This is a genomic window from Pseudoalteromonas sp. SR45-5 (assembly GCF_014163565.1).
Taxonomy (GTDB): domain Bacteria; phylum Pseudomonadota; class Gammaproteobacteria; order Enterobacterales; family Alteromonadaceae; genus Pseudoalteromonas; species Pseudoalteromonas distincta.
Window position 1 is genome coordinate 1 of record NZ_JACJDN010000455.1, and the last position, 3,359, is coordinate 3,359.

A 3,359-nucleotide genomic window follows, 5' to 3' on the forward strand; every position below is an offset into this window, starting at 1 on the left:
GTCGCGATTGCACTTGGGTTAATTAAATCCCCTTGTGTTATTTCTTTTTCAACACCCTTTGATACGCAAATAAGTGATTTACCATTTAAGTTTTGCTTACTTTTTTTAAGGTATAAATATGAAAATGGACCTAACTTTTTTTGACGGGCAAGTTCTGAATTGACGGAGTTATGAATAACAAAGTGAACATTTTTGATATTACTACGTGCAAGTAAATTATTACTTCTATCAAGGTTAGAAAGCACTAGGTCAATATTGCCAATCTCGCTTTGTTTTTTTTCAAACCACGCTTCTAATCGCAAAATACTATTTTTTCGCTGCCAGAATCTATCTACTTTAGATGCTCTATCAGGAAAAAGGCTGTCAACTTTAACTATATCAGGAATGTCATACTCAGCGTTGCTCGCAAGAGATAATATAGTGACATTGTGCTGTAGTTTCGCCATTTTTTCAGCCAAAGTAAGCATTACTTTTTCAGCACCACCACCTACTAGTGAATCAATTACAATCACTATATTCATAAGCGTTCTCCTACAAGCATATTTTTTATGCCAGTAGTGATCACGTCGAAGCTATGTGTGCTATCGAGTTGCTTATATTTACCAATAAATTCACTATAAAAAGGCTCGGTAATAACTTGAGCTATTTTCGTTGTAATTTCATCAATATCAAGATTTGCTTTTATTACAACACCTGCATTAACGCAATGATCCAAACGTGTATTTTGATCTTTTGAGATAGCACATGCCACAACAGGGGTTTGAACTGCAATTGCTTGCAATAAAGTATCTCCACCACTAAGTAATGCGACTTTAGCTTGGCTCATTAATGCCAAAAATTCGGTTCCTTGCAGGCTTGATAAACAAGTAACCTCATCACTTTTAGGAATTGCTTTATTATAATTTGCACCAAACACAACAACTGCTTTTAACCCAGTATGCTTAGTAATTTTAAGCGCGGCTTTAAAGTAAACCTCAGCACAATTAAGATTATTTAATATATGCCCGCCAGAACCCGCATTAACAATAAAATAGCCATCAGATACTAAGTTATAGCGATTTAAAACATCACGTTTTTGCTCACAAGAAGCAAATGGAACAAAAGGGCCTACATTACGAGGGGGTGCCAAGGGAAACATGTCTAACTTCGCACTTTCAGCCCATGTAAGTGGCTCAATACAATAATCAGGCTGTACAACCCAATGTGTATCAATTAAATTAATCCTGTTTAGCTTCAATCCCTTAGCGCGTTTTTTTGCATGCTGAGAAATAAATATAACTTTAGCGCCTACTTTTTTAGCCGCTTTCATATGCCCTGCACGTCCTGCACAATCAAAAACAACGACGTCAGGTTTAAATTGCTCTATAAAGTCGCAAACAGAATCAAGCTCTTTAGTCGCTGAGTGTTCAAGCAATGTGGCTTCAAAAGGACACTTTTTTGCGTAGCTTGTATGCTTGTTTAGTATGAAGTGAATATCGAGAGAATCAGTAAGTTCTGCCTTTAAACTTTGAGCCAACAACAACGAGCGCATATATTCACCAATGCCTTCTGGTGATGATACGGGAATAAATAAAAGTCGTTTGTTGCTCATTACATTCTCAATTTCCTATTTGAACTCCAGTATACCAATCAGATACTTATTACGATAGCTAGGTTACATTTTAATATATTAAATTAGCTCTATAAATTTGATTATTTACTGCAATAACAAGCTTAGGTTGATAAACTTAGCCGCAATCTAAATCACAAGGATCTGAACTTTGCGAAACAGAATTTTTCTACTTTCTACTCTTTTTTGCGCTATGAGCGTGTCAGTTAATGCTGAACCATGGGTAAAACCCGATGATTACGGTCTTAGAGCTGATATTCAACAATTAGCTGATGCCGGTGTTATTTTAGCTCCTGTAACTACCTATCCGCTTATGTGGAAAAGTTTTATAAGTGATGTGCAAAGCATGCCGCTTGAGCAATTATCTCCAAGCTTGCAAGATGCTTTACTTCGCGTTAAGCATCGATATAAATCAGAAAATAGCAGCTCGCATAGTCTTCAATTATCAGCTTTTGCAGCCACAGATCCGATCATAGCAACAAGCTTTGGTGCAACAAATACACAAGAAACAGAGCTTTCAGCAGCTTACGCTTATTTAGGCGATAACTTTGCAGCTAAAGTAGCTATAAATTACAGAAAAGACGGTAAAAAATGTTTAGTTGATGGAAAAACGACTGACGATATAGTTACCGATGAGCAAGCTTTAACCGATTGTAACGATACCTCACTTGACGATAGTTACTTAGCTTACCGTTTAGGTAACTGGATTTTTAGAGCCGGTGCTGTTGAGCAATTTTGGGGACCTGGTGTTGATAACAGCTTAATTATGTCTGGTAATGCGAAACCTTTACCTGCACTAAGTGTAACCAGAGAAAAAAGTACTGCTTTTGAAACACCATGGTTAAGCTGGATTGGTCAATGGGGTTTTACCGCACAAATGGCTAAACTTGAGTCTACACGAGTAATTCCTGATGCTTTACTTTGGAGCAGTAGATTAAATATACGCCCAATACAACAATTAGAAATTGCACTTAGCTGGTCTGCACAATGGGCAGGAGACGGTCAACCGGGCTCTGCGGGTGATTTTATTGATGTCATAACTGGGCAAACTGCATGTATTGATGGCAATGTTAGTTGTGATAGCCAATTAGAGTCGAAAATAGGTAATCAATTGGCTGGTATTGATATTCGTTGGTCAGATACCTTATTTGATCAACCATATGCGGTTTATGCCAGTACTATAGGTGAAGATGCCAGTTCACAGTTTAAGCCAGCCGATAGAGCCTATTTGTATGGTGTACAGACAACACAACGTGTATATGATCAAAACTTATTAATAAATGTAGAGTACATAGATACAGGTGTTTCATGTTCAGCAGAGTCTACTAATGAAAATTGCTACTATGAGCATTCAGATTACAAATCGGGTTACCGTTACCACGGTCGCACTATTGGCTCTACTTATGATAACGATGCACAGTCAGTTGTTTTAACCCTATTAGGTCAGTTATCTAATGGAGACGATTGGCAGGTAAAATTACGCAGTGTTGATTACAACAGCGATAACCGTGACCTTTATCCTAACAATCCAGACTTAGGTAACACTATTACTAAAATAGGGTTTAACTCTAAGCAGCTAGAAATGCGTTACAGAATGCTTTCGATGGGAGGGCGAGTCACTTTAGGTGCTTTTGCATCTAACAATGACGGTGCTGAAAACGATACATCAGCATTTGCTAAGTATGAATTAAATTTTTAGTAAGTTACTTTATTAAAAATACAAAAAAGGGATGAAAACACTGTTTTCATC

The 3,359-nt window shown here is 37.3% G+C and carries 3 protein-coding genes; 1 reads left to right on the forward strand and 2 read right to left on the reverse strand.

Features of this window, described 5'->3' with window-relative positions:
- A partial coding sequence (locus tag H5072_RS15005) for a glycosyltransferase (RefSeq protein ID WP_182693975.1) occupies positions 1–521 on the reverse strand: 521 nt, incomplete at its 3' end.
- A complete protein-coding gene (locus tag H5072_RS15010; RefSeq protein WP_182693976.1) occupies positions 518–1,591 on the reverse strand; it encodes a glycosyltransferase in 1,074 nt (357 codons plus the stop codon). The genes H5072_RS15010 and H5072_RS15005, both read right to left, overlap by 4 nt.
- Before the next feature lie 211 nt (positions 1,592–1,802).
- Between H5072_RS15010 and H5072_RS15015 the strand changes: the two genes are divergently transcribed.
- Positions 1,803–3,308: a capsule assembly Wzi family protein gene (locus H5072_RS15015; protein ID WP_182693977.1), complete on the forward strand. Its 1,506-nt coding sequence runs from the start codon at positions 1,803–1,805 to the stop codon at positions 3,306–3,308.
- Positions 3,309–3,359 lie beyond the last annotated feature (51 nt).

Coding starts and splice junctions, on each gene's coding strand:
- H5072_RS15010 (WP_182693976.1), bottom strand. CDS start 1,591: ATGAGCAACAAACGACTTTTATTTATTCCCGTATCATCACCAGAAGGC.
- H5072_RS15015 (WP_182693977.1), top strand. CDS start 1,803: ATGAGCGTGTCAGTTAATGCTGAACCATGGGTAAAACCCGATGATTAC.